The sequence below is a fragment of the Methylocystis heyeri genome (assembly GCF_004802635.2).
Lineage (GTDB): Bacteria > Pseudomonadota > Alphaproteobacteria > Rhizobiales > Beijerinckiaceae > Methylocystis > Methylocystis heyeri.
Genome location: NZ_CP046052.1, coordinates 764,197 through 788,665, shown reverse-complemented (window position 1 = coordinate 788,665; position 24,469 = coordinate 764,197). Strand labels below are relative to the sequence as shown.

The 24,469-nt window shown below is 64.9% G+C and carries 21 protein-coding genes; 13 read left to right on the top strand and 8 right to left on the bottom strand.

The genetic code is table 11. The features are described 5' to 3' along the window. Positions 1–340 precede the first annotated feature (340 nt). Positions 341–547, bottom strand: a complete 207-nt coding sequence (locus H2LOC_RS03480) for a hypothetical protein (protein ID WP_136495118.1) — start codon at positions 545–547, stop codon at positions 341–343. 126 nt (positions 548–673) lie between these two features. Beyond that, the gene (locus H2LOC_RS03475) at positions 674–1,741 is read right to left on the bottom strand and encodes an outer membrane protein (protein WP_246206967.1); all 1,068 of its coding nucleotides are present in this window, start codon (positions 1,739–1,741) and stop codon (positions 674–676) included. Between the two features lie 636 nt (positions 1,742–2,377). On the opposite strand from H2LOC_RS03475, the gene H2LOC_RS03470 reads away from it, so the two are divergent. From H2LOC_RS03470 to H2LOC_RS03455, 4 genes are all read left to right on the top strand, one after another. Then, positions 2,378–4,516 (top strand): hypothetical protein, encoded by a 2,139-nt coding sequence (locus H2LOC_RS03470; protein WP_210251884.1) that lies wholly within the window; start codon positions 2,378–2,380, stop codon positions 4,514–4,516. 153 nt (positions 4,517–4,669) lie between these two features. Continuing rightward, positions 4,670–6,286, top strand: a complete 1,617-nt coding sequence (locus H2LOC_RS03465; protein ID WP_136495116.1) for a flavin monoamine oxidase family protein — start codon at positions 4,670–4,672, stop codon at positions 6,284–6,286. A gap of 263 nt (positions 6,287–6,549) precedes the next feature. Then, positions 6,550–6,957: a hypothetical protein gene (locus H2LOC_RS03460; RefSeq protein ID WP_136495115.1), complete on the top strand. Its 408-nt coding sequence runs from the start codon at positions 6,550–6,552 to the stop codon at positions 6,955–6,957. Between the two features lie 93 nt (positions 6,958–7,050). Continuing rightward, positions 7,051–7,899 (top strand): tRNA nucleotidyltransferase, encoded by an 849-nt coding sequence (locus tag H2LOC_RS03455; RefSeq protein ID WP_136495114.1) that lies wholly within the window; start codon positions 7,051–7,053, stop codon positions 7,897–7,899. Positions 7,900–7,934: 35 nt separating this feature from the next. On the opposite strand, the gene H2LOC_RS03450 is transcribed toward H2LOC_RS03455, so the two are convergent. Together H2LOC_RS03450 and H2LOC_RS03445 are read right to left on the bottom strand one after the other, a co-directional pair. Then, positions 7,935–8,519 carry a flavodoxin family protein gene (locus tag H2LOC_RS03450; protein ID WP_136495113.1) on the bottom strand — a complete coding sequence of 195 codons (585 nt, stop codon included), beginning with the start codon at positions 8,517–8,519 and terminating at the stop codon, positions 7,935–7,937. 21 nt (positions 8,520–8,540) lie between these two features. Beyond that, complete coding sequence (locus H2LOC_RS03445) at positions 8,541–8,969, bottom strand: DoxX family protein (RefSeq protein WP_136495112.1); 429 nt, start codon at positions 8,967–8,969, stop codon at positions 8,541–8,543. 124 nt (positions 8,970–9,093) lie between these two features. On the opposite strand from H2LOC_RS03445, the gene H2LOC_RS03440 reads away from it, so the two are divergent. Both H2LOC_RS03440 and H2LOC_RS03435 read left to right on the top strand, forming a co-directional pair. Continuing rightward, positions 9,094–9,993: a LysR family transcriptional regulator gene (locus H2LOC_RS03440; protein WP_154331560.1), complete on the top strand. Its 900-nt coding sequence runs from the start codon at positions 9,094–9,096 to the stop codon at positions 9,991–9,993. 113 nt (positions 9,994–10,106) lie between these two features. Then, on the top strand, positions 10,107–11,054 hold the full coding sequence (locus H2LOC_RS03435; protein WP_136495111.1) for a hypothetical protein: 948 nt from the start codon (positions 10,107–10,109) through the stop codon (positions 11,052–11,054). A 42-nt stretch (positions 11,055–11,096) separates the two neighbouring features. On the opposite strand, the gene H2LOC_RS03430 is transcribed toward H2LOC_RS03435, so the two are convergent. The 3 genes from H2LOC_RS03430 to H2LOC_RS03420 all read right to left on the bottom strand — a co-directional run bounded on the left by H2LOC_RS03430 (position 11,097) and on the right by H2LOC_RS03420 (position 14,514). Beyond that, positions 11,097–12,332, bottom strand: a complete 1,236-nt coding sequence (locus H2LOC_RS03430) for a M48 family metallopeptidase (protein WP_136495110.1) — start codon at positions 12,330–12,332, stop codon at positions 11,097–11,099. 123 nt (positions 12,333–12,455) lie between these two features. Further along, complete coding sequence (locus H2LOC_RS21665) at positions 12,456–13,301, bottom strand: J domain-containing protein (RefSeq protein WP_246206966.1); 846 nt, start codon at positions 13,299–13,301, stop codon at positions 12,456–12,458. 154 nt (positions 13,302–13,455) lie between these two features. Further along, positions 13,456–14,514 carry a polysaccharide deacetylase family protein gene (locus tag H2LOC_RS03420; RefSeq protein WP_136495109.1) on the bottom strand — a complete coding sequence of 353 codons (1,059 nt, stop codon included), beginning with the start codon at positions 14,512–14,514 and terminating at the stop codon, positions 13,456–13,458. Between the two features lie 166 nt (positions 14,515–14,680). Here H2LOC_RS03420 and H2LOC_RS03415 point away from each other — a divergent pair, with 166 nt between their 5' ends. Further along, on the top strand, positions 14,681–15,811 hold the full coding sequence (locus H2LOC_RS03415) for a GNAT family N-acetyltransferase (protein ID WP_136495108.1): 1,131 nt from the start codon (positions 14,681–14,683) through the stop codon (positions 15,809–15,811). A gap of 58 nt (positions 15,812–15,869) precedes the next feature. Here the strand turns inward: H2LOC_RS03415 and H2LOC_RS03410 are convergent, their stop codons facing one another. Beyond that, positions 15,870–18,056 carry a GumC family protein gene (locus H2LOC_RS03410; protein WP_246206965.1) on the bottom strand — a complete coding sequence of 729 codons (2,187 nt, stop codon included), beginning with the start codon at positions 18,054–18,056 and terminating at the stop codon, positions 15,870–15,872. Positions 18,057–18,232: 176 nt separating this feature from the next. Here H2LOC_RS03410 and H2LOC_RS03405 point away from each other — a divergent pair, with 176 nt between their 5' ends. The 6 genes from H2LOC_RS03405 (at position 18,233) to H2LOC_RS03380 (ending at position 24,419) form a co-directional block, all read left to right on the top strand. Continuing rightward, positions 18,233–18,799: a polysaccharide biosynthesis/export family protein gene (locus H2LOC_RS03405; protein WP_136495107.1), complete on the top strand. Its 567-nt coding sequence runs from the start codon at positions 18,233–18,235 to the stop codon at positions 18,797–18,799. 72 nt (positions 18,800–18,871) lie between these two features. After that, positions 18,872–20,395 carry an undecaprenyl-phosphate glucose phosphotransferase gene (locus H2LOC_RS03400; RefSeq protein ID WP_136495106.1) on the top strand — a complete coding sequence of 508 codons (1,524 nt, stop codon included), beginning with the start codon at positions 18,872–18,874 and terminating at the stop codon, positions 20,393–20,395. Positions 20,396–20,412: 17 nt separating this feature from the next. Next, positions 20,413–20,793, top strand: coding sequence for a DUF423 domain-containing protein (locus H2LOC_RS03395; RefSeq protein ID WP_136495105.1), 381 nt, complete (start codon positions 20,413–20,415; stop codon positions 20,791–20,793). Positions 20,794–20,965: 172 nt separating this feature from the next. Continuing rightward, complete coding sequence (locus H2LOC_RS03390; protein ID WP_136495104.1) at positions 20,966–21,412, top strand: response regulator; 447 nt, start codon at positions 20,966–20,968, stop codon at positions 21,410–21,412. Between the two features lie 126 nt (positions 21,413–21,538). Continuing rightward, on the top strand, positions 21,539–22,339 hold the full coding sequence (locus tag H2LOC_RS03385) for a hypothetical protein (protein ID WP_136495103.1): 801 nt from the start codon (positions 21,539–21,541) through the stop codon (positions 22,337–22,339). Positions 22,340–22,523: 184 nt separating this feature from the next. After that, positions 22,524–24,419, top strand: coding sequence for an AsmA family protein (locus H2LOC_RS03380; RefSeq protein ID WP_136495102.1), 1,896 nt, complete (start codon positions 22,524–22,526; stop codon positions 24,417–24,419). Positions 24,420–24,469: the final 50 nt, after the last annotated feature.

Genomic DNA, 24,469 nt, shown 5'->3' with positions numbered 1-24,469 from the left:
GCTCGTGCTGCGCCCGCCTGCTTCGTCTCTCACGAGCACGCCGCGCGCTACGAGGTCATTGATGTCGCGCAGGGCCGTATCGGGCGAGGTCTTGGTCAGCGCCGCCCATTTCTAAGAAGTGAGCTTGCCTTCGAAGCCCTCCAGCAGCCGATTGACGACTTTGCGCTGACGCTCGTTGAGCGGCTGCCCGGCAGCAGTTATTCCCCGCGCGCGATGCGGCGAATAGGACTGTTAAACTCCGCACGGCATGCTCCGGTCGCCCGCCCTATTGCGCCGGCCTTCTACGCAAGAAAGAAAGCCAGGCAAGAACGGCCTGGCCCCCATTCAATAAAGCGCTGCGTTAGCGAACGATCACCGCCCGCGGCGCCGGGCGCACGACGACGGCCCGCGGCGCAGGACGCACGACGACCGCGCCCCTCGGAGCGGCGGCGGCGCAGCCGGCATGATAGCGGCCGCGCGCGCAAACCACCGCCCCCGCCTCGCTCGGAATTAAGGATGCCGAGGCGAGCGTCGCCAGCGCGAGGGCCCCGAATATCGTCTTTCTCATGTGTTTCCTCCCCAAAAAATCAGCCAGATGGCGATTGGAAATCTAGCAGATTTCTACAATGGGAGCGATCCGCCGATTTGGCGCAGGCGAGACGAAGCGGTTCCGCCCCCGCCTGCCCCTGCTCCATCACCAGAAATTGAAGCGGTAGTTCACGCCGAGTCGCACCAGCGCGCCGTCGAAAGTGATGCGCGTGACCGGCGCATTGGCGACCAGCAGCTGGCCGGCCGCGACATTCACCCCGCCGAGATTGATGGTGAGCGGAGACAAAAGGCTGACCGGGCTCGACCGAAGCGAGACGCTGCCGAGATTATAGTAGAGCCCCTCGACTTTCAGGCTCCACTGCGGCGCAAACAGCCACTCCACGCCGCCGCCGACCGTCCAGCCGGCCCGCGTTCCCGAATAGCCGGCTGCGCCCGGCGCGGAAGGGAGGAAGTAGGTTCCGTTGAGCTGGGAATAAGGAAAGGGAACAGGCAGGGCCGCGTCGTTTGCGCCCGTCAAAGTCCCGATCGTCAAAGCCGAATGCGCCGCCGAGGCGCGAACGCCGCCATAGGCGAGACCGCCCGTGCCGTAAATCAGCCAGTCCGGCGTCGCCAGATAGCCGATTCGGCCGCGGACCGTGCCGAGCCAATCGGTGGAGGCGCCGATCTGCCCGCCACCGACGCCGAGGCGGTTGAGATTGCAGCCATTGGTCGAACAGGGCAACAGTCCGGGAACAGCCGGGTCCTTCCAGGCGATGCTGTCACGGGAGACGCCGGCATATGCGCCATTGCCCTGCATCGTCGTTCCCTGGAAATCGGCCTCCAGGCCGACCACCACATGGGCGCCCCACTGGTAATTATAGCCGATTTGTCCGCCGCCGATGAAGCCGCTCTGATCGATATTGGCGACGCCGGAATTGGCGAGCGCCGTCACGCCGGGAATGAGGCCCGTGCCGGGAAGCTGTCGTGCGGGATCGAGGCCGTTCGCGGCGAAAGCGATGCCGTCCAGCAGCGGAGATCCTGCAGTGTTGGCGGCGTTGGAGCCCCATCCGTAGCCGGCGTTCAGGCCCGCGTAAAAGCCGGTCCAAAGCGCGGGAGGCGGAGAGGCCTGCGCAATCGGGGCCTTGAGCGAGGGGAGATCGGCGGCCTCGGCGGAAAAGGCGGCGAGAAGGCAAGCAAAAGCGCCGCCGCGAAAAACAAACATCCTGGCTTTCAACAATTCCTCCCGCCTCGACAAAAAAGCGGGCGAGCTTCTCATCAAGGCGGCGTCGGCGCAATGCATGAGACGGCTGCGGGCGGGCCGGCGCCAAAACTTCCCGTCGGCGTTGCGCCTTTGCAACGGTCCGGGCGAATGGTTAGCCGGAATTGAAGCCCCGGGACGGGCGAGTCGTCCCGCCGCGGGATTTTAGGGACAGGTCGTGGACAAAGCCGGTCCGAATCGGAAGCGGCGAAGTCGCGTCCTTGATTCCTTGCCAAAGCGTGAAGCCTCGCGCAGATTTAAACATGCCGCCATGCGACTCCGTCCGGCGGCGGCTTTTCTGCAGCGCCAACATAACGCGGGGCCGTTTTGTCTCGAATACGAGACGAATTGGCGATTTTCACTCAAGGCCTTGTTTATCCGGCCCGTGCGATTTTCGCCGCGCTTCAGCCAGAATGTTACAGGGGATTGCGAATGTTGAATAACGCCCGCGTCTTAGAGCGCTTTCCGACCGGACGGAATCGTCTGGTCGATAAGAAATCGCTGCAGATTCAAAAAGCTGGAGCGATTTCTTATCGAAAAAGTCTATCGACTTTTTCGGATTTTGCTCGCGCCGGCGCCGCAGCGGCCACGGGAATAGCCCTTGTATGGGCTGTGGGCGCGGCCTCCCCGGCCGCGGCCCAGACCGCGGCCTCGGTACAGGTCAACGCCGCGGGTGGCCTCGCCGCCGTCCCCGCTCTCGGATGGGGACTCAACACCGCCGTATGGGACGGCAATCTGCTCGACGCCGTGGTGCCCAACCTGCTGACCAAAGCGGGCGTCGCGGCGCTGCGCTATCCGGGCGGATCGACTTCGGACGTCTACAACTGGCAGACCAATTCGATCGTTCCCGGCCAGGGAAGCTACGCCAATCCCAACAATAATTTCGACGCCTTCATGGGGCTCGTCAAAACCGTCGGGGCGGCTCCCGTCGTCACCGTGAACTACGGCTCCAACGCCGGCGGAACCGGCGGCGGCGATCCGGCCTATGCGGCGTCCTGGGTGCAATACGCCAATGTCGTCAAAGGCTATGGCGTCAAATATTGGGAGATCGGCAACGAGGTCTACGGCAACGGCGAATATGGCGCGAACTGGGAGACCGACCTGCATTCGCAGCATGATCCCGCCACCTACGGCAGGAATGTCGTCCAGTTCGTCAACGCGATGAAGGCGGTCGATCCCACGATCAAGGTGGGCGTGGTGCTGACTGCGCCCGGCAACTGGCCCGACGGCCAGTCTCCCGACTGGAACACCAATGTGCTGGCGCAATGCGGCTCCGTGATCGATTTCGTCGTCGTCCATTGGTATGCGCAGCAGCCGGGCTCGGAGACCGACGCCGGCCTTCTCGCTTCGCCGCAGGACCCTTCCAGCGGCGTCGCCGCAATGATGTCCAAGCTGAAAAGCCTGATCGCCCAATATGGCGGCGCCCGGGCGGCGAACATCGAAACCTTCGTCACCGAGACCAATTCGGTGGCCTATAATCCGGGCAAGCAGACGCTCAGCATCGTCAACGCCATGTTCACGGCCGACAATATGCTGGCCTGGGTCGAGAACGGCGCGCATAGCGTCGACGTCTGGGACCTGCACAACGGCCCGGTGTGGGGGAACTCTTCTTCGAGCCTGTTCGGCTCCGCCAATTATGGCGATTACGGCGTACTCTCGAACGGCTGGTCCGGAGAGCCTTCGCCGGATACGCCTTTCCCGACCTATTACGGCATGCAGATGGTCTCGCTGCTCGGCAAGGCGGGAGATACGCTGGTCGCGACTTCGTCGAGCAACAGCCTTCTGACCACCCACGCGGTCCAGCAGGCGAACGGAAACCTGGCGCTCCTCCTCATCAACAAGGACCCGACCAATACGGTCAACGCCAATGTATCGCTATCGGGCTTCGTCCCCACAGGCGCAGCGACGGTCTACGCCTACACCCCTTCCAGCAACGGCGTCACATCCACCGGCGCGAGCGGCATGGGCTCGACCTTCTCGATCGCTGCGGCGCCCTATTCGCTGACGACTGTCGTGCTCGCGGGCTCGGGGAGCACCACGCCTCCTCCGCCGCCTCCCCCGCCCCCGACGCCCAGCTTTACTCTTTCCGCCAATCCCACCAGCCTCTCGGTGGTCCAGGGCGCTTCGGGCTCGGCGACGATCTCGGTCACGCCGTCCGGCGGCTTCAACAGCAGCGTCTCCTTCGCGGCGTCGGGCGCGCCCTCGGGCGTGACGGCCTCGTTCAGCCCGACCTCCTCGCCGACCTCGACGACGGTGACGCTCGCGGCCGGCGCGTCGGCGCCCGTCGGAACCAGCGTTTTCTCGATAACCGGGACCAGTGGCTCATTGAGCGCGACGACGGCCCTCGCCCTGACCGTCACTGCGGCTCCTCCTTCGGGCGGCGGCAGCGGTCCGGCGAGCTTCACCGCCAATGCGGTGGGCAGCCCGCCCTGGTATTATGAGGACGATCTCCATCTGACGACCTCGACCCAGATCACGGCCCTCACGGTGACGATCACCGTCCCTTCCGCCAATGTGGCCTATAACGGCGCCTACAACACTTTTGGCGGGCAGATCGTCCAGAGTTTCACCTCTGGCTCGAACTTCGTTTACTCGTTCCAGCTGACGCCGGGCCAGGTCATCTACGCCGGATCGGGAACCTTTGCTGCGCAGATGAACGGCAACGGCACGATGCGCGCCAGCTCGGGCGACCTCTGGACCGCGACCTATACGGCGGGCGGAGCCACCTACACGCAGTCGGGGCATTTCTAGCCGGCTTGCCGCCCGAACGGATTCGTTCGAGCGGCAATCGAAAAAGTGGGAGCGCATTCTTTTGCTGAATGCGCTCGCCCCGCTCGAACCCGCCGCCCTTCTGGCGCGACGCTTGCGTGCAAGGCTGCAGACAACCTTGCCCCGGAGCGAACCATGCTGGATGTCGCGATCATAGGCGGCGGCGTTTGCGGCCTTGTCCTGGCCCGCGAGCTCGCCGAAAAAGGCGTTTCCTTTGCGCTGTTCGAAGCGCGCGAACGTTTCGGCGGGCGCGCGCTTTCCGTCTGGAACCGAACGAGCGGACAACGGCTCGATCTCGGGCCGACCTGGATATGGCCCGAAACGGAGCCCAATGTCTGCGCTCTCGTCGATTCCCTCGGGCTCAAACGCTTCGACCAGCACGACCCCGGCGCGGTCCTTTATCTGGACGATCCCGAAAAATCCCCCGCCGAGCGCGCGCAGCCCGGCCTCCATGCCGGGGCGCAGCGCATCGAAGGCGGCATGGGCGCGCTGGTCCAGGCCCTGGCGGCGGCGGCTCCGCCGGAATCGCTGCGCCTCGGCTGGCGCCTCATCGCCACGCGGGACATCGGCGATCATGTTGAACTCGACTTCGAAACCTCGGGAAAAACCGAAACAGTAGTCGCGAAGCGGGTCGTGATCGCGGTTCCCCCGCGCCTCGTCGCCGAGCGCATGGCCTTTTCGCCTCCGCTCGCGGAGCATCTTCTCGCGGCGATGGAGGATACGCCGACCTGGATGGCCTTCGCCGCCAAGGCGGTCGCCGGCTACAGCGGGGCGCCCGACTGGCGCACGCAGGGGCGTTCCGGCAATGCTTTCGTCACCCATCATCAGGCGGCGCTCTCCGAAGTGTTCGACGCTTGCGACGCCAGCGGCGAAAAGGCTGCGCTCGGCGGCTTTTTCGCCCTCACTCCGGAACTTCGCGAAAGCTTCCGCGTCGGTCTGCAGATTCTCGTCGAAAGCCAGTTCGTGCAGCTGTTCGGAATGGGCGTAGCGGACGGAGAAACCCAGATCCAGGACTGGTCGCTGGAGCCCCTTACCTGCGCCGACGCGGACCGCTACCCGCTTGCGGAGCGCCCGATCTACGGCTCCACTCTGCTCGCCCGGCCGCAATGGCGCGGCAAGCTTTTCCTCGGCGGGTCGGAGACCGCGCGCGAGGGAGGCGGACATGTCGAGGGCGCGGTCAACGCAGCGATGCGCATCTGCGAGCAGATCACCGCGAACCGGGGCGAATTCGGCGCGATCTCCAGCGATCTTTCGGCTTCGCCGGAAAAGGTCAACGAGCTGTGCCTGGAGCGCTTCGCGGCCTGGGCGGCCGCCCAGCGCGCGCCGACCTTCGCAATTTATCGCCGCCGGCTGGTCGAGTCGCTGTCACGCGGCCAGAGGGAGCAATTGACCCAGCGCGCCATGCTCGGCGCGGTGGAGGAAACCCTGGGCGCCGCGCTCATCGTGATCGAAGATCTCCCCTTCGACGCCGCGCGCGTCGCAGTGGAACGCGGGCGCTCCGATCTCACGCCCAAAGTCCAGGCGGCGTTCAACGGCTTTTTCCAGGAGCTGCTGGATTCGGTCGTCGAATTCAACCAAACCTCCTGCGCATTGTCGAACTTCCCCGACGAGCACCACCCTTCGAAGGATTATATTTCGACCACATTGCGGGACGTCGCCGCGGCGTGGCGGGAGTTCTCGCTCGACGCCAACGGACTGCTGATCGAAAAGCGCGGGAGGGAACGGGAGAGAGCGACGCGCTCGGCGGGGTAAGTCGCTTTCCGGCGCATTGTTGTTAGCTTTGCGACAGTTTTGTCGACCCGACGCCGCGTTCGAGCCGCGCCGGCTGCGGTCAGAGCGTTTCCAGCCGAAGTGGGCGTTGGTTCGGCCTGGAAAACGCATTAAAACAAAAACTTGGAGTCTTTTCATGTTCCCATGAAACATGAAAAGACTCTAGCCGCCGGACTGCGGCCCGAAAGGCTTTGGCCCGAGGGATGCAATACGCGCGGGAAAGCAACCGCGGGCTGGAGGAAATAATGGCGCGCGCACTGACCGCCTATCTGAAGAAAGAAGACGTTCCCTCGCGCGAGGCGCTGCAAGGCGCGCTGGACCCGATGGGGTTCAAGATCGTCGTCGACAACGACTACACGCCGTTCGAGACCAGAGGCTATGTTCCCTGCGCTCTCGACGGGGAAGACGCCGGCTTCGATCTGCGCTTCCAGGAAGCCGCAGCGGAGTCGCAGTCGAAATTCTCGCTCGCGGACGACGCCGTCGTCATGGCGATCCGCTGGGGCGGCGACCCTCGAGAAGAACTCGCCGCTCTCGCAGTGGCCTCTGCGCTCGCGCTTCAGTTTGGAGCGACGGTGGAGGAGCCCGGCGCGAACGACCCCCTGTCGCCGGAAGAAGTGCTGGCGAAAGCGCGCAAGGCCGCAAAATCGCTGTAGAGCGTTCGGTTAAATCGATTCGACAGCCGCCGGCGCTCCGGGAAAATCCTTCTTCGGCTCGCCTCTCCGCGCGAAACACATCCCCTCGAGACCATGTCATCAGATTTTTCTTCGTCGTCCTTCGATCTGGCGCAAACCCATCCCGGGCTGGGCGCGTTGCGCATGGCCTGCCTTCTCGCCGAATCGGGCGCCGAGCCCGATGACGAGGCGCTCAATCTCATCTACGAAGTGGTCAACGCCGGTTGCCTCGTCAGCGCCAATCCGCGCGAACTCTGGCCCGAGCTGAAGCGCGGGCTCATGACGCAAGAGCCCTCCAAATTCCTGCGCATCCTGCGCCGATGCGGGGCGCTCTCGCAGCTCGCGCCGGAGGTGTCGGCGCTGTTTGGCGTGCCGCAATTGTCCGACAGCCTCGGGCAGGTCGACATCGGCGCGCATGTGCTGGAAGCTTTGGACGAAGCGGCCCGGCGCGACGCGCCTGTCGCGGTTCGCTTCGCTCTGTTCGTCATGAATGTCGGCAAGTCGGACTCGCCGCCCGAGCATCTCCCGGTGCATTACAAGCATGTCGATCGCGGCCATCCGCGCATCGAGGCGCTGTGCGCGCGAGTCGGCGCGCCGAGGGATTCCCGCGATCTCGCCATGCTGGCGCTCGCCGAATGCGAACGCGTCCACCGCGTCTCGGAAGTGCGCGCGGGCCCCATCGCGCTGATGCTCGAACGCCTCGGCGCTTTCGGCGCGCCCGAACAGTTCCGGCAATTCATGACGGTCTGCGCTTGCGATTTCTGCGCCCATCCCGGCCACGGAGGAAAGCCTTACGCCCAGGCCGCCCTGCTGGGGCGAGCGCTCGACGCCTGCGCCGGCATAGCCGGAGACGACCCCGATGCGTTGGCGACGGCGCGCGCGGAGGCTATCGCCGTCGCCTTCAATTCCCAGCGCTGGTCGTGAGAACCACACGCCCCGTTTGATCGGAAAATGGCGGGCTACGCCGGCCCGCCCCTGCCCGCGCTCCAGCGGTTCGCCGCCTCGGCGACGCGGCGCCCGAGATGCTCGGCGGTCTTGAGGTCCGCCGGCGTCGGCCCGTATTCCGGCCCCTGGTCGGCGTTGGACTGCGCCATCGCCCCGAGAAAGCTTCCGAGCCGGTTCAAATCCTCCGCGCGGCCCGCGCTGGAGTTGTTTCCCGGCATCAGACCGAGGCCGACCCAGACCATGGCGTGCTGGGCGGCGAAAATCGCAAGCTGTTGAAGCGTCGCGAGCTTGTCGCCGCTCTGGCTCGACGAATTGGTGAAGCCCGCCGCCAGCTTGTCCTTCCAGCCCTGTTCCACCCAGACCCTGGAGCTCGCATCCATGAAAGCCTTAAATTGCGCGGAGGCGCTGCCCATATAGGTCGGCGATCCGAATATGATCGCCTCGGCCTTTTCCAGATCGGCCCAATGCCGCTCGGCTTCTTCCACCTTTATCAGCGCCGCTGAGACGCCGGGAACCGTCAGGGCTCCCCGAGCGACGGCTTCGGCCTGTCTCGCAGTGTGGCCGTAGCCGCTGTGATAGACGATCGCGATCAGAGACATGGTTCGGCTCCTTCTTCGCGGTCAGATCGACGACGGCGCTAGAGAATTGCGGCTTGCGCCGGGCAGCCGAAGCGCGAAGGCCCCCGGCCCCACCAGCGCCTGCACCAGCAGCAGCATGATCCAGAGCGCCGGAAACTCCCAGCCGCCGTTGGCGGCCGAGAACAGCCAGCCGTTGTGCAAATGGACGAGCAAAGCCCCGACGAGAACGGGAACGAGAGCGAGCGAAACCGTGCGCGTGAAGAGGCCGGTCAGCAGCGCGAGGCCGCCGAGAATCTCGAGGCCGACGACGACATAGGCGAGAGCGGCGGGATAGCCGAGCATGGCGAAGAATTTTACCGTGCCCGGAAGCGTGAACACGAAGACCTTGAGCAATCCATGGGCGAGGAACATGACGCCGAGGGTCAGACGCAGCAGCAGAGCGCCATAGGGAGCAGTGATCGAAACGGGCATGATGGTTGTCCTTCTCTCGAAGCCGGGAGACGAAAACGCCCGCCGGCCCGGAGATGGATACCCCACCATTCTGTGGAGATAATCCCGCTTTGAGGAGATTGATTATCTGATATCATGGAACAATATGGACCAGATCAATTCCATGAAAGCCTTCGTGGCTGTGGCCGAAACCGGCCATTTCGCGCTCGCCTCCGAGCGACTCGGCCTATCCAGGGCGATGGCGAGCAAGCTGGTGGCGGATCTCGAAACCCATCTCGGCCTGCGCCTGCTCAATCGCACCACGCGCAGGGTCGGCCTGACCGAACAGGGCGCGACCTATCTCGAACGCTGCCGCGACATTCTCGCCGCCATTGACGAGGCCCATGCCGAAGTCACCTCGCAGGGCGCCGAGCCTGCGGGTCGTCTGCGGGTGACGGCTCCCGTCTCGTTCGGCTCGTCGCATATCGCGCCGCAGCTTTCCGCCTTTCTGGAGCGTCATCCTCGCGTCGAGGCGGAGCTGGTCCTCAACGACCGCATGGTCGACATCGTCGAAGAGGGCTTCGATCTCGCCATTCGCGTCGGCCGGCTCGCCGACAGCTCCCTTATCGCGCGCAGGATCGGCGTGACCCGCCTCCTGCTTTGTGCGTCGCCGACCTATCTGGCCGCGCACGGACGCCCCAAAACTCCAGCCGATCTTTCCCGCTACCAATGCCTGCTCTATTCCTACGCCAGCACCGGCGCGGTCTGGACGTTCTCGGGGCCGAACGGAACCGAGACGGCGCGGGTCTCGGGACGAGTTCTGAGCAATAATGGCGAAGCGCTCTGCCGAATGGCGGCTGCCGGCTTCGGGGTGACGGGGGCGCCCGATTTCATGGCCGAGCCCTATCTCAAATCCGGGGCGCTGGAGCAACTGCTGGTCGACTACCCCAGCGAACCGGCCGGCATCTATGCGATCCATTCGAGCCGCCGCCATGTGCCGCCGAAGGTCAGGGCCTTTATCGACCAGCTCGCCTCGGCGTTCGACAGCGGGAACGGTCTGGTCTGACGCCGCGGCCCGCGCTGCCGCAGGCCGCCGGAAAGGCGTTTTGGCGCCTTGCGCTTATCGGAATATTGAGCCTTTGCGCTCAAGCTCGCTTCCCTCACCGGAGCGAACCCGCCATGCCGAGTTTTCATCGTCCCCTCGTCGTCGCTGTCCTGGCGCCCGCAATCCTGCTTCCGTCCGCGTCGAGCGCGCAGACGATTCAGGCTTGGGTTTCGGGTCACGGAACGGACGGAAACAATTGCAGCGTTTCCGCGCCCTGCCGGACCTTCCAATACGCCCATGACATCGTGGCTGCGGGCGGCGAGATCGACGTGCTCGATGGGGCCGATTACGGCCCTGTCACGATCGCCAAGTCCGTCAGCATCGTCAACGACGGGGCGGGGGTCGCCACCATCATCCAATCGGCGGCGGGCATGAACGCGATCACCATCGCCGCCGGCGCCGGCGACCTCGTGTATTTGCGCGGCCTCTCGCTCAACGGCCTAGGCGTCGCGGCGAACGGGATCAGCCTGACCTCGGGCGGGGAATTGGAGGTGGTCAATTGCGTCGTCCGCCGCTTCATGAGCCACGGCGTCGATCTCGAACCCACGACTTCCCTGAGCTTTTCGATCTCCGACCTGCTTGCGTCCCAGGACGCCAATGCGGCGATTAACCTTCGCCCGGCGGGAGATATGACCGGCTCCATCGACGGCCTCAAGGCCAGCTACAGCGTCAACGGGGTGCAACTGGCGGGAGACGCCTCGGCAGGATCGGCGAACGTCTTCGTTTCCGTGGTGCGGAGCGTCGCGAGCAGCAACAACAACGGCTACGCCGCATTTTCGGCTTCCGGCCACGCCAACGTCAGGATGACGGTGAGCGACTCCACCGCCTCCAGCAACGGCGCCGGAGTCTATGCCGGGCCAGGCGGGCAGATCGCGGTGTCGCATTCGAACCTGGTCGGAAACGGCGTGGCAGTCTACAGCGCTTCGACCGGCGGAATCCAGACCGAGATCACCAGCAACCTCGTCTTCAACGGGACCATCATGTCGGGACCGGGCAACGCCCAGGCCTATCCGCAGAAGTGAGCGTCGCCGGAGCGCAAGCGCGATCCAGTCGAGCGCCGCGAGCTACGACGCTCCCCTGAGATGCGCGATCCTGACCGGAACTGGCGGGTGGGAATAATAGAACAGCGCATATATCCGGTCGGGAGTGAGAGTCGCGAGATTATCCCGCGTGAGGCGGGTCAGAGCCGAGATCATCGGTTCTTCGCCCACCATGGACTTGGCGAAATCGTCGGCCTCGAACTCCGCCCGGCGCGACCGCCAGGAGAGCAGCGGCGACAATATGTGCATGACCGGGTCCTTGGCGAGATAGGCGGCGATCAGGGCGAGGCCCGGCTCGTAAGGCAGGCCGAAAGCCAGGGTGAGGCCGTTGGGCCCCAGCGCCCAGCTCAGCGCGGCGAAGCCCGCGAAGGCGACGGCCGCGGTCAGGGCCAGCATCTGCCTCACATGGCCGAATTTGAAGTGGCCGAGCTCATGGGCGAGGATCGATTCGATCTCTTCCGGCGTGTGCCGGGTCAGCAAGGTGTCGTAAAAGACGATGCGCTTGGCCTTGCCGAAGCCGGTGAAATAGGCGTTGCCGCGCGATGAGCGCCGGGATGCGTCCATCACGAACAATCCGCGCGACTCGAAGCCGCATTTGCGCAAGAGACGCTCGAGCCGCTCGCGCATGGCTTCATCCGGCAAAGGCGAGAATTCATTGAACAGCGGCGCGATGAAGGTCGGATAAATCGCGATCATCGCCACCATGAACAGGATGAAGCCGGCGAAGGCGAACAACCACCAGCTCTCGGGCCACGCATGCAGGACCGCGAACATTCCGTAAAGCAGGGGCGTCATCACCACGAATTCGAGCATCCCCGCCTTCAGCTGATCGACGAAGAAGCCGGGAACGGTCTGACGGTTGAAGCCAAACCGCGCCTCCAGCCAGAAGGTCTCCGCGAAATCGAAGGGCAGTTGCAGCAGGGACGACGCAAGGCCGAAGGCGAGCACGATGGCGACGCTCCTGGTCAATCCCGGCTCGATGACCGCGCCGATGGCGAGGTACAAGGGCGTCAGCCAGAAGACGAGCCACAGCAGCGAGACTGCGCCGTCGAAGATCGCCGAAACGATCGAAAAGCGGGTCTTCAGGAGATTGTATTCCGCTGCGCGGCGATGCTCCTCCAGGGTCACGTGGTTCGCAAAATCGGCGGGGACGGCCTGACTGTTTTGCGCCACCCAATCGAGCTGCCGCAGCCGCAGATAGACCCCGAGGGCCGTGGACAAGACGATCGCTACGCAAATGATTGCGGCCAGGGAAGTCATCTCGAGCTCCTGAATCACGCGAGCCCGCAGCCCGCGGAATTTACGCAGAGAAAAACGCGCTCGCCCGCAATATAGGCTGGCGGCCGGAGATTGCGACAGCGATTATTCCCGTGGCAGGACGGGTCACGCGCGCGGCAGAAGCAGGTCTCGCGCCTGGTTGAGCGTCGCCGCCCGCTCCACCGAACCGCCGTGGTCGGGATGGGCGGTCTTCATCCTGGAGCGATAGGCCCGCTCGATCTCGTCGCGGCTGGCTCCCATTCTAACGCCCAGAATGGCGTATGCTTGCGCTCTGGGATTGTCGAACCTCGTCTCGTCCCCATCGCGGTGGCCGAAGCCCTGCCCGCTCTCTTCTCTGGCGGACTTGCTTTCGCCCCGGCGCGAGGCCTCTGCCGCGGCCCGGTCGAAGGACTGGAAGCGCCGCTCGTCTGTCGTTTCTTCGTCGACCAGTCCAAAATCGACCAAGGCTTCATGCAGCCGATAGCCGATATCGTGCATGCACAACGCCGCGAACCAGCCTGCGCAGGTCGCGAGAACAGCCCGCGCCGCCATCACGACCTCGGGGAACAGACTCTGGAAGCGAGGGATGCGCCTGGCCGTCTCCAGGACGGCGTGCCCTTGCAGTCCGGCGGAAAAAGCCGCGATGTAATCGACCCGCTCCAGCGTAACGTCCGGAGCGACGGTGGGAGCGAAGAAGACGAGGGCGATTCCGGCGATCCAGAACCAATCGCTCCAGCCCCGGGCCTGCCGGCTGGCGAACCCGCGCAGCAGGAAATAAAGCGAGGCCGTCGCAATCGCCCCGAGCGCCAGCCATGTCTGCGCCGCGGCGAAAGTCGCGAGGACCGGCCTTCCGAGCGCAGCGGCGGCGGTCTGCAGAACGAATTGCTGACCCGTCGCCAGCCTGTGCAGGTAAAGAACGTCGACCCACATCGGCGCGAGCTGATCCGCCGACGTCGCGAGGAGAACCAGCATCGGCGCCAGCGCAGCCGAAAACACGAGCGACGAGGAAACGATCAGGGCGACGCCGAGGCCGCGCGATTCGAGAGCGGTTTCCCCGGGACCGACGTCAAAAGGATCGAAGGAAATAACGGATCTCCCCTGGCTCGTTCCGTTCGCCTCGCCGCGCTCAGGCCGCGACGACCTTTCGGCCCCTGTTCATCAAGGCGAAGGGCGCCCCGCTCAAAAGGATATCGAATTCCTCCAGGCTCTGATGCCGCCCGTTCACCGAAAGGCGGGGCAGCGCGTGCAAATGTTCCGCGTGTTCGGAGAAAAGCATGCCGGGACGGGTGGTCACGCCGCTGGCGAAGCCGAGCTCCCGCGCCAGCGTGAATTCTCGCCGCCCGGCCGAGGTTGCGTCTCCCACCGGATAGCAGAAATGGCGGGCGTCGACGCCGAGTTCCCGGACGATTGCGGCTCTGCTCTCCGACATTTCCCTGATAGCGGCGCCGGCGTCGAGCTTTGCGAGGCGCGCATGGGTGACGCTATGGGCGCCGATGGTCGCGAGCTCGTGACGCGCCAGCGGCTCCAGCGCCTTCCAATCCAGGCACAGGTTCGCCGTGAGCCGCAGCGGATCGATGCGGGCCTCCGCGCACAGCGCAAGCGACACGCGCAACAGCTCTTCCTCGCCGCCCGCGCGCAGGAGCCAGTACAGTTCGGAAAAGGCCTCGCTCTTTTCGGCGGCGGTTTCGCAGCGCATGTCGAGGCGCCGGCCTCCCGCTACGATGTCGATTCGATCGAGGCGGCGGAACGCCTCCTCCATCTCGACCCACCACAGGCGCGCCGAGCCGTCCGCGAAGCCCGAGGCGATATAGGCGGTGAAGGGAGCGCCGCGCCGCTCCATCACCGGCAGGGCGTTTTCGACCAGATCGCGATAGCCGTCGTCGAAGGTGAGCGCGACAAAGGGCGGCGCGTCGCTTTCGCCCCGACGCAATTCGGCCAGAGCGTCGTCGAGCGAGACGATCCTCACGCCCCGATTGTGAAGATGGTCCAGCAGCGCTTCGAGAAAGTCGGGGGAGATTTCCAGCGTCTGATTGGGCGCGAAGTCCCGATGGGCGGGATTGCGCACGCTATGGAGCATCAATATCGCACCCCGTCCGCGCGTATAGGCTTCGGCCAGGCGGTGCGCCCCGCTGGCGCGAAAGAATCCCATTCCCGCCTCGATGGCGATCTCGCGCCAATTCGTCATTCTGATTCTCCGGAAGCCCATCCGCCTCTCGGGTTTCAAATCGCAAAGCCCGGTCGGCCGTATCGCAATATCGGTGAATACGACGAATGGACTCTCGCCAATTTTCATTGACCTTTTCTTGTTAAGGACAAGGAAACGTGGCGAAATTAGCGGGCTCGGGCGCGGCATGGTTACTAAAGTCGAAACTTCGGCGCTTTCCGAGCCTGCAGTCGAAGCGTTTCCTCGCCTCGACGACGCGCGCGAAGCCTGGCGCGAACTCTTCGCCTGTGCGCCCGCAAGCCCTTACCAAAGCTATGATTATGTCTCGGCCTGGCTGGAGACCCTCGGCGCGGGCTCTCGCCTCGCGCCGATGATCGTCGTGGCGCGCGGCGGCGACGGGCGGCCGGAAGCTCTCGTTCCCCTGGCCGTGCGAGAATTCGCCGGATTTCGCGTGGCGGAGTTTCTGTGCGGGCGGGAAAGCAATTTCAATCTGGCTTTGACGAGGCCCGGAGCCGGGCTGAACCTTCGTGATCTGCTCGTTTCGGCCGCACGCGGACAGGCGCGTCCTCCCGATCTGTTCTATCTACGCAATCAGCCCCGCTCTTTCGCGGATTTCGAGAATCCCATGATCGGCCCGGACGCCAGGCCCAGTCCGAGCTTCGCCTACGCCTCGCGCCTTCCCGCCTCCGCCGCCGCGCTCGAAGAACGGTTCTCCAAAGACGCGCACAAGAAGCTGCGCAGCAAGACGAGGCGATTGTCGTCGCTGGGCTCCCTCGCTTTCGAGCATGACGCGCGCAGCGCGCGCAGGGATGAAATAATCCGGGCTCTGGCGACGCAGAAAGCCGCCCGTCTCGCAACCATGGGCGTAGCCGGCTTCAATGCAGACGTGGCGCGCGCGTTTCTCAGCGCCGTCGCCGACTGCGGCCTGCTCGAAGTCCATGGCCTGAGCGTTTCGGGACGGGTCGTCGCGGCCTATGTCGGCCTCGTCGATCGCGGCAGATTCTGCGGGCTGTTCAACTCCTTCGACATGGAGCCGGAGATCGCGCGGCTTTCGCCTTGCGATATCCTGCTTCATGCCCTGCTGCAAAATCTCGTGGCGCGAGGATTCTCCCATTTCGATCTCGGCGTGGGAGAGGCCCGCTACAAATCCGCCGTCTGCGAGGAGACCATCGCGCTTTATGACAGCATTATCCCCGTGACGACGCGCGGAGCGCTCGCGGCGCCCCTGTTCAGAAAATTCATCGACGCCAAAAGAGCGATCAAGCAGACCCCTGCCCTCGCGCGAGCGCTGGAGAAAATCAGGCGGCTCGTCGTTTGAGCCAGAGCGTTTCCGCCCGAAGCGGATACCGATTCGGCGAGGGAAACGCGTTAGAACTCTATGCCGCCACGGCGTCGCCGGCGGCGTCTTCTATCAGCTGGACGTCGCCGTGCGAGCGCGCGAAGAGATCGAACAATTTATGCGCGACCGGATCGCCGTCGCGCAGCAGCACCTTGTCGAACAAAGGCGCGAAGCCCAGTGCGTCCGCCGCCGAATTGACCGTCAGGATCACGAAATCATAGGTGCGCGCCAGGGCCTCCAGAACCGGCTCCATCTCCTCTCCGTCCGCCTCGCCTTCCAGCCCGGAAGGGATGAAATGGAGACGGGAGCCCGGGTCGCGTCGGATGATCTCCGCGAAATCGGCCTCCCCGGCGAGAAGCTCCCGCAGTCCGCTCGCGACAGGCCTGTCGGGGTCGAGCTGCCGATCCAGGATCTCGTTTTGATCGGCGTAGATCAGCACCGCCCGGCCGCGACGGGAAAGGCCGCGGGCCAGCGCCAATATGGTTCCGGACGCGACCCCGCTGGCGTCGCCGCTGACCGCCAGCACTTTGACGCAGGAGGAGGTCATACGCGCAGCGTCGATGCCGCCGATGATGTCCCGCTCGCTGGCGATGCGTTTTTCTTCGCTCGCGTCGACCGCCTCCTCGTCCTCATCTTCATCCTCGTCGATGGCGGCAAAGGGTTCGGCCGCACTTTCCGACACGAACCGATCGCTTTCAACGGCGCCGGAAGGGCGTGAAGTCGGATCGTCGGCTCGCCTCGCATCGCCGAAGCTGAAGCGCTCCAGCAACGAAGCGGATCGGGGCCGCGCCGGCGTTTCGCCCGGCGCCGGGGGGACGACGCGCGCCCTGCCGGAAAGCAGCTCTCCCGAGATGATTGCGCCCGAAGACAGGATCAGCGCGGCCAGAGCAGCGAAAGCAGTGATCGGAATTTTCTTCGGGAAGGACGGAGCCTGCGGCGCCAGCGCCCGCTGGACGATGCGCGCGTCGGCGGGCGTCGCCTGAGCGTTCTCCCGGGCCAAAGCCTCCTGATATTTGGCTGTCGCGCTTTCGAGCTGTTCCCTGTAGAGCCGCACGCTGCGCTCGAGCTCGCGCAGCTGCACTTCATCGGCCTCCGACGAACCCACCACCTGCTTTTGCGCATCGAGCGTCTGCTTGAGGTTTTCGACCCGCGCGCCGGCGATACGAGCGTCGTTTTCGAGCGACCGGGCGATTCGCTCGGCCACGGCGCGCCCCTGCGCGTCGAGATCGCCGAGCTGCGCCTGCAGCTCCTTTATGCGCGGATGGCCGGGAAGCAAGGTGCGCGACTCCAGGGCCAATTGCGCGCGCAGCGTCACGCGCTGTTCCAGCAGACGCCGGAACACTTCATTGTTGGCCACGTCGGGGATGTCGCCGATGCGATTCTGGCGCAGCATCTCCCGCAGCAATTTGGCCTTGGCCTGCGCATCGGCCTGGGCCGTGCGCGCCAGCGACAGTTGCGTGTTGAGCTCGCTCAAATGCTGGGTGTTGATGGTCGTGTTGTTCGAGCCGACCAGAAGACCCGATTTCACCCGGAACTGCTCGGCGCGCAGATCGGCTTCCGCCACCTGCTTGCGCAGTTCGGCGACGAGCGCGGCCAGCGTCTTTGCGGCTCCGCCCGCGTTGTCGCGCTTGGCCTGCTGCTGAAATTCGATATAGGCCTCGGCCACGGCGTTGGCGCCGCGCGCCGCAAGATCGGGATTGCGGGACGAGAATTCGATGGAAAGAATGCGCGTCTTGGTCGGCGACAGCACGTTGAGCCTGTCGGCGAAAGTCTCGAGGATTCGTTCTTCGGGAGTGAGCTGCGTCGGATCGCGCATGAGGCCGAGCAGCACCATCGCGCGCGTCGCCAGTCCCATGCCGTTGGCGAGAGGATCGAACTCGACATCGCCCTGCAGGCCGAGAGTCTTGATGACGCGCCGCGCCAGATCGCGCGAGGTGAGCACCTGTATCTGGCTTTGAACCGCCTCGGCGTCGGGGAGGATTTCGGTCGCGCGGTCGTTCTTTTCCGAGCGCGGGAGGAAATTTTCCTGGTTCTCCAGCAGGACCCTCGACTCCGCCGTGTAGCGCGGCTTCACGACATTGACGAAAACGAGCGCGCTCAGGAAGGCGGCGATCGTCGGCCCGAGAATCCACCAGCGCTTTTCGGAAAGGGCGCGGAGAATATGCGAGAGATCGATCTCGCCCGTCACGCCCCTGTCGCTCATGTCGCGCGCGCCCGCATTCATCCTGATGCTCCTGACTGTGCGGGAAGATTTAAACAATTATGGTTGCGGCGAGGTTAATTGGAGCAGGAGCGCGGTTTACCCTGCGTTTCGGTTAAGGTTTGTTAACTACGATCGCATAAAAATCACGTCGTTTCGTCGGCCGGGAAAGCCATCCACAAGAAAGACTCGGATCGCAGATGACGAGATTTGCTGCTCTCCTGTTTTGCGCGCTGGCGCCGGCGTTCCTGTCGGGCTGCGCCGCGCCCGGAGACTATCGCCCAGAATTATTGGCGACGTGGCCGGAGAAGGGTTACGCGCTCGGCGCAGGCGACCGGCTGCGCATCATCGTGTTCGGACAGGACTCCCTGTCGAACTCCTATACCGTCGACGGCTCCGGACATATTTCGATGCCGCTGATCGGTCCCGTTCTGGTCAACAACCGCACCACCGCCACGGTGGAGCGCGAAGTCGCCGAGCGCCTGCGGGCGGGATATGTCCGCGATCCGCGCGTCTCGGTGGAGGTCGAAGCCTACAGACCTTTCTTCGTGCTCGGGGAAGTGACGGCCGCCGGCCAGTTCCCTTATGTGGAAGGCATGACCGCGCGCACTGCGATTGCGATTGCGGGCGGCTTCTCGCCGCGGGGCTACCAGGGAGAGGTCGACATCACCCGCGTGATCGACGGCGCTGCGGTGACGGGACGCGTTCCGCTGGATACGCTCGTGCGGCCCGGCGACACCGTGACGGTGCGCGAGCGCATATTCTGACCGCCCATTTGCGGCGGCGCAGAGTTTTTTCGTAACATTCCGGCGGTCCGGGTCCGACGGAAGGAACATCGCATGTGCGCCGAGCCTGCCGCTACGCCAGAGGGAACCGAGCCGCGCGAAAAGCGCCTCGGCGGCGTCGCTCCCCAGCCGACGCTGGCGGAAATCGCCAGCTTCAGCGCTCCCGACCCGGCCTATTCTCCCATAGTGGTCGCGGGCCTGGTCCGGCTCGGAGAATTACTGCTGCTCATGGGCGTCGGCTTCGGCGTGCATCATATCCATGTCGCCGCGCAGTGGGGGATTTCCGCAGAATATCTGGTCGTCATTCCCGCGATGTCCTTCCTGGCCGTATTCGCTTTGCAGGGGATGCGCCTTTATCACCTCGCGGCGCTGCGCTCTCCGATCCATCACGGATTCAAGATCGCGGGAGCCTGGTCGGCGGTGTTCGTGGCCGCGCTCGCCGCCATCTTCTTTTTCCGGGTCGACAACAGCTTCTCCCGCGTCTGGCTGGCGGGCTGGTATGTCGGCGGGCTTTTCGCCCTCTTCCTCGAACGCTTCGCCGTTGCAGCCGCCATCCGCGCCCTGACGCGAAAGGGGCGGCTCGACAGAAGAACCGCCATCGTCGGCGGCGGACCTTCGGCGGCGCCGGTGCTGAGCGCTCTCGCGGCGCAGGAAGAAGGCGATTTGCGGATCGTCGGCGTGTTCGACGATCGCGCCGACACGCGCTCGCCGGATGTCGTCGCCGGCTATCCGAAGCTCGGCACGGTGGATGATCTCGTGGAGTTCGCGCGCCATGCGCGGCTCGACCTCATCATCTTCACCCTGCCCATCACGGCCGAGGATCGCCTGCTGCAGATGCTCCGCAAATTATGGGTGCTGCCGGTGGACATCAGACTGGCGGCTTACACCCACAAGCTGAAATTCCGGCCCCGTTCCTATTCCTATCTCGGCGACGTTCCGGTCATCGACATTTTCGACAAGCCCATCGCCGACTGGGACGTCTTCGTCAAAGCCGCCTTCGACAAGATCGTCGGCGCCTTGTGCCTCGTCGCCGCGGCGCCGGCGATGCTGGCGATCGCCCTCGCCATAAAAATCGACTCGCCCGGCCCCGTGCTCTTCAAGCAGAAGCGCTACGGCTTCAACAATGAGGAGATCGAGGTCTACAAGTTCCGCTCGCTCTACGCCGACCAGCAGGACCAGAGCGCCTCAAGGCTCGTCACCCGCGACGATCCGCGCGTCACCCGGGTCGGACGCCTCATCCGCAGGACGTCGCTCGACGAGTTGCCTCAACTGTTCAACGTCGTTTTCAAGGGCAATCTGTCCCTGGTGGGGCCGCGGCCCCACGCGATGCACGCCCGCGCGGCGGAACGGCTCTATGATGAAGTCGTCGACGGCTATTTCGCGCGCCATCGCGTCAAGCCCGGCATAACCGGCTGGGCGCAGATCAACGGCTGGCGCGGCGAAACCGACACGCCCGAAAAAATCCAGGCGCGCGTCGAGCATGACCTCGATTACATCGAAAACTGGTCGCTGATGCGGGACGTCTATATTCTGGCCCTGACGCCCTTCGCGCTGCTGAAAACGGAGCGCGCTTACTGACCCTGCGGGAGATTTCATTGAACCGGCGGATCTATGCAATTGCTCTCATCGCCGCGCTGCAGGGCGCGGCGGGCGTGGCGCTCGCCGCCGTCGCGGCGCATGTCGACGCCAGCCCCACGCTCGCGACCGCCAGCCAGTTCCTGATGCTGCATGCTGCGGCGGGGATCGGCCTCGCGGCGCTTTGCGCGGCTTCCCCTTTGGCCCGCACAGGGCTGATCTACGCGACCTTCGCCCTTCAGGGCGGCGTCACCCTGTTTTGCGCCGACCTCGCCCTGCGCGCGACCGCACATGGAAAGCTGTTCCCTTTCGCCGCGCCGATCGGCGGCTCGGCGACGATAGCGGCATGGCTCGCCATTGCGATCTGGGCGGCGCTGCGCCTTGCGAAAAAAGAAGGCTGAGCGAGAGGCGCGCGGAAAGCGCAAACGCCGAGCCGCGTCCCGCCTAAAGCAATAGCAAAGTTAACCTTAACGTGATTCATGGCCTCGCTACAGTTATGGCGAGGCCCCGGTCTCAACCAAAATAGCAGCGCGCGAAGCTGGACAATGGCGCGCTTACGCCGCACCATGAGCTATGCGCAGCTCGGAGACCTCATTAAGCGTCAACGAATCCCGGACGTCGGTCGAATCCGACGGCGGCGGCGCCTCGCTGGTCGGCCTGCGCATCCTGATCGTCGAAGACAATCCCTTCATCGCCATGGCGGTCGAAGAAATGCTGAGCGAGCAAGGGCTTGTGATAGGAGGCGTGGCGAATACGCTCGAGGGGGCGCTGCGCTTCATCAAGGCCGCGCCTTATGATCTCGCCCTGCTCGACGTTAATATCGGCGAAAGAAAGATTGACCCTGTCGCGGAAGCGTTAACCCTTTTGGGCACGCCTTTCGTCTTCACCACAGGCTGCGGCAGAGCGGGCCTGCCGGAAGCCTTCCGCGACCGCCCCGTGGTCGAAAAGCCCTTTTATTTCGAGGAAATACTCCAGAGCCTGCGCGACGCCCGCACTCATTCCGGAAGTCCTCGCGAATAAAGCTCCCCCGAGCCGGCGGCCCCGACTATTATAGTTAACGAAACCTTTCTCTCTTGCTGCTCCGGCGGGAGTCGCTTAGTAATTTATTAAACAGTATTGTTTTCCGTTAACCCGAGTTAATCGAATATGACGATCAACCCGACCGTTTCTAGACTCGTTTCCGCACTCGCCGATTCCCGGCTGCGTCCCCATTCGAGGCTCGCGGTCACGGCAGGGGCGGCTGCGGCGATCTTCGTCGGAGGGCTCCTGGCCCTCGACACGCCCGAGGTCATGGCCCAGGGCGGTTTGTTCGGCGCGCTGTTCGGCGACGAACAACCACGCCATCACTACATCGTCGAGCCTCTGCGCTACTACGCCGGCAGCTTCAGCGGCTGGCGCTGGCGGCGTCATGCAGCGCATCCCCCGGGGCTCCGCTTCAGGCGAGAAATGCTGGCCGAGCGCCACGGCCGCGATCGGGCCGCCGCCCGATTGGCGCCGGTCGCGCCTCACAGAACCGCGCATGTGATCATCACGAAGCCTCCGGCGCCGGCGCCGAAGGTCGCATCCTTCCATGCGGCGCGGCGCGCCCCTGCCGTCCTTCCCGCCGCAGACGAAGCGGTTCGCGCTTCGAACCGGCGCGTCGCGGCGGTCCAGCCGACGGAATCGGAAGCCGTGTTCAACGATCCGACGCTGCGCAAGGGCGACACCGTGGTCACCAGCAAGGGCGTGATGGTCTTCAAGGGCGGAGAAGATTTTCCGCACAAGAACAGCGATTTCATGTCGCTCGCGGAAACCCGTGGCCTGACGCCCGAGAAGCGCGGCGCGCTCGCCGCGATAGAACGGGCGCTGAAGACGCCCCGCGGCCGCGCAATGCTCTCGGAGCGCGCCCAGGAAAAACAAAACCGGCGCGGCCTGCGATCGCAGAACGACGACGGAGGGCGCATCTAGCGGCGGAACCTCGCAGCCTCTTGCGGCCGTGACGCCCTTCGCCCTTTCGACTTCGGGCGCGCGCAGGTTTTTCCGGGGACAGTCCGCAGGACGCCTTGTTGTCGCCGTGCTTGCGGTATTAACAGGCGAAGAAAGCCGCGGCCTGCGCTCCACGCTTTCCTCCGCCCCTGCTCCCGAGAAGCCGATGACCGACGTCCGCGGGCAAAGCCCCGAGCCAGCACTCGACGGCGCGCTGAAAAAGCCTGACCGCCCTTCTTCGCCGCGCTTCTCGCGCGCGCTCGGCGGACTGGCGGCGATAGCGCTGGCCGCGATCATGGCGCTGGCGGCGATGGGCTTTGCGCCCTGGACCCTGTCAGCGCAGGCGCTCGCCGAGAAGATCGCCGCGCAGGTCTTCGCCTCCACCGGGCTCTATGTCGCGGCCAAGGGGCGGCCCCGTTTCGTCCTGCTGCCCCGCCCGCATATTCTCCTCGACGGCGTCGCCATGGCCGATCCCAAGGCTTTTGCGAAGATCGACGTCCAGGCGCTCTACGGCGAAGTCCGCCTCTCCTCGCTGTTTACCGGCCGTCTGGAGATAGCGCGGCTGACGCTTTTTCGCCCGCTGATCCAGATCGATCCGCAGAAGGCGTCGGCATTGGGTTTCGCTCCCACGACCATCGTCGCCTCTCGGCAAAGCGGCGGCGCCAAGGCGCGCATCGAGAGTCTGTCTTTGGTCGACGGGCGCATCGCGCTCGGCGCCGACGCGCCGGAGGCGATCGAAAATCTCGCCCTCACGCTGGAATGGCCGCAGCCTTCGTCGCCCGCGACGCTGACCGGGGAGTTCGACTGGCGCAACGAGCGCATGAGCGGGCTGCTGTGGATCGCCCGGCCCGATATGCTGCGGCAGGGCGATCAGACCCCTTTGACGGTCCGACTGTCGGGCTCCTCCTTCCAGATCGAAGCCGAAGGCATGGCGCAGACCGGCGTTGCGCCCCGCTACGCCGCGCGCGTCAGAGCCTCCGCTGCCTCGCTGCGGCAGGCCCTGGCGCTGCTGGATGTCTTCCCGCCCCTCCCCGGTCCCATGGCCAATTGCGAGGTCGCGGCGACGGCCAGCCTCGGCCCTGACGAACTGTCGCTGTCGCAGCTTCGTTTTCTGGCCGACGGCAACGAATTCGAGGGATCCTTCTCCCTCAGCCGGGAAGACGAGCGCCCGCACATAAGGGCCGACCTTTCCGCGAGATATCTCTCCCTGAGGCCGGCGCTCGATTATCTGCCCGCGGTTTCGGGCCTCGACGGGCAATGGAGCCGGGACAGTTTCGATCTGCCCGATCTTTCCGAAGCCGACCTCGATCTCAGCCTGCGGGCGGCTCATGCGCGCCTGTCGCGCCTCGCCCTGGAGGACGCCGAACTGGGCGTAAGTCTGAGAGGCGGCAGGCTGGATTTGGATCTGGCGCGCGCCAAGGCCTACAAGGGCAAGCTGAGCGCTCACGCCACTCTCGCGACCGCCGACCCCGCCGCCGTCGAAGCCCATGCGGAGATCCAGACCTCGGGGCTCGATTCCGGGGCTCTATTGTGGGACGCCATAGCCCATGAGGATATTTCGGGCCTGCTGGACGCTTCGATGACGCTCAACGCTTCCGGCGAAAGCATGGCGGCGATGATGCGCGTTCTCGACGGCAGGGCCACGCTCAAACTGACCCGGGGAGCCATCGCCGGCGTCGACCTCACGCGCGCCATGAGCCGGCTGGAAAAGCGGCCGCTCGCCAGCGCATTGTTCATACGCTCCGGCCGCTCGAAGATCGACGAGGCTTCTGCTGTGGTCAAAATCGCGGACGGCGTGGCCAGCGTAGAGGACGGCGCCGCTTCCGGACCCGGATTTTCCGTCGCATTCGCCGGATCGACCCGCGTGCTGGACCGGACTCTCGCCTTGCGCGCCCAGGTCGCCGCGACCGACGAGGCCGGCGCGCCGCGCGCCAAAGGCCAGCAGATCAGTTTCGATCTCGCCGGACCGTGGGACGACCTCAGCTTCATGCCCGACGCCAAGGCGCTGATCAGGCGGTCGGGCGCCGCGGCGCCCCTGCTTCCGCCGCCGACGGGGGATTAGAGCGTCTCCAGCAGAAGCGAACGCCGGTTCGGCGTGGGAAACCCGTTGAA

Coding starts and splice junctions, on each gene's coding strand:
- H2LOC_RS03480 (WP_136495118.1), bottom strand. CDS start 547: ATGAGAAAGACGATATTCGGGGCCCTCGCGCTGGCGACGCTCGCCTCG.
- H2LOC_RS03465 (WP_136495116.1), top strand. CDS start 4,670: ATGCTGGATGTCGCGATCATAGGCGGCGGCGTTTGCGGCCTTGTCCTG.
- H2LOC_RS03460 (WP_136495115.1), top strand. CDS start 6,550: ATGGCGCGCGCACTGACCGCCTATCTGAAGAAAGAAGACGTTCCCTCG.
- H2LOC_RS03455 (WP_136495114.1), top strand. CDS start 7,051: ATGTCATCAGATTTTTCTTCGTCGTCCTTCGATCTGGCGCAAACCCAT.
- H2LOC_RS03450 (WP_136495113.1), bottom strand. CDS start 8,519: ATGTCTCTGATCGCGATCGTCTATCACAGCGGCTACGGCCACACTGCG.
- H2LOC_RS03445 (WP_136495112.1), bottom strand. CDS start 8,969: ATGCCCGTTTCGATCACTGCTCCCTATGGCGCTCTGCTGCTGCGTCTG.
- H2LOC_RS03440 (WP_154331560.1), top strand. CDS start 9,094: ATGGACCAGATCAATTCCATGAAAGCCTTCGTGGCTGTGGCCGAAACC.
- H2LOC_RS03435 (WP_136495111.1), top strand. CDS start 10,107: ATGCCGAGTTTTCATCGTCCCCTCGTCGTCGCTGTCCTGGCGCCCGCA.
- H2LOC_RS03430 (WP_136495110.1), bottom strand. CDS start 12,332: ATGACTTCCCTGGCCGCAATCATTTGCGTAGCGATCGTCTTGTCCACG.
- H2LOC_RS21665 (WP_246206966.1), bottom strand. CDS start 13,301: ATGCTGGTTCTCCTCGCGACGTCGGCGGATCAGCTCGCGCCGATGTGG.
- H2LOC_RS03420 (WP_136495109.1), bottom strand. CDS start 14,514: ATGACGAATTGGCGCGAGATCGCCATCGAGGCGGGAATGGGATTCTTT.
- H2LOC_RS03415 (WP_136495108.1), top strand. CDS start 14,681: ATGGTTACTAAAGTCGAAACTTCGGCGCTTTCCGAGCCTGCAGTCGAA.
- H2LOC_RS03410 (WP_246206965.1), bottom strand. CDS start 18,056: ATGAATGCGGGCGCGCGCGACATGAGCGACAGGGGCGTGACGGGCGAG.
- H2LOC_RS03405 (WP_136495107.1), top strand. CDS start 18,233: ATGACGAGATTTGCTGCTCTCCTGTTTTGCGCGCTGGCGCCGGCGTTC.
- H2LOC_RS03400 (WP_136495106.1), top strand. CDS start 18,872: ATGTGCGCCGAGCCTGCCGCTACGCCAGAGGGAACCGAGCCGCGCGAA.
- H2LOC_RS03390 (WP_136495104.1), top strand. CDS start 20,966: ATGCGCAGCTCGGAGACCTCATTAAGCGTCAACGAATCCCGGACGTCG.
- H2LOC_RS03385 (WP_136495103.1), top strand. CDS start 21,539: ATGACGATCAACCCGACCGTTTCTAGACTCGTTTCCGCACTCGCCGAT.
- H2LOC_RS03380 (WP_136495102.1), top strand. CDS start 22,524: ATGACCGACGTCCGCGGGCAAAGCCCCGAGCCAGCACTCGACGGCGCG.